This window comes from Opacimonas viscosa, from assembly GCF_024199005.1.
Lineage (GTDB): Bacteria > Pseudomonadota > Gammaproteobacteria > Enterobacterales > Alteromonadaceae > Opacimonas > Opacimonas viscosa.
Window position 1 is genome coordinate 1 of sequence record NZ_JANATA010000418.1, and the last position, 210, is coordinate 210.

Sequence of the window (210 nt, forward strand, 5' to 3'; positions counted from 1 at the left end):
AGTGCCAAATCAGGCATGGCATCGATGCGCGAGGTCGTAACGTCGAATTCCAGTTCCTGATTGTAGATATAACCTGTGTCACCTTCTGCACACGACACAGTGATCTTGTCACCAGTCTCGATAGAGTCGGTTGCATTTCCACAGCCAACCACCGCAGGGATGCCTAGCTCACGTGCAATGATTGCCGCGTGACAAGTACGGCCGCCTCGG

General features: G+C 53.8%; 1 protein-coding gene. It reads right to left on the minus strand.

Annotated elements, in window-relative coordinates:
- A partial coding sequence (locus tag NLF92_RS14125) for a PEP-utilizing enzyme (protein WP_254102909.1) occupies positions 1-210 on the minus strand: 210 nt, incomplete at both ends.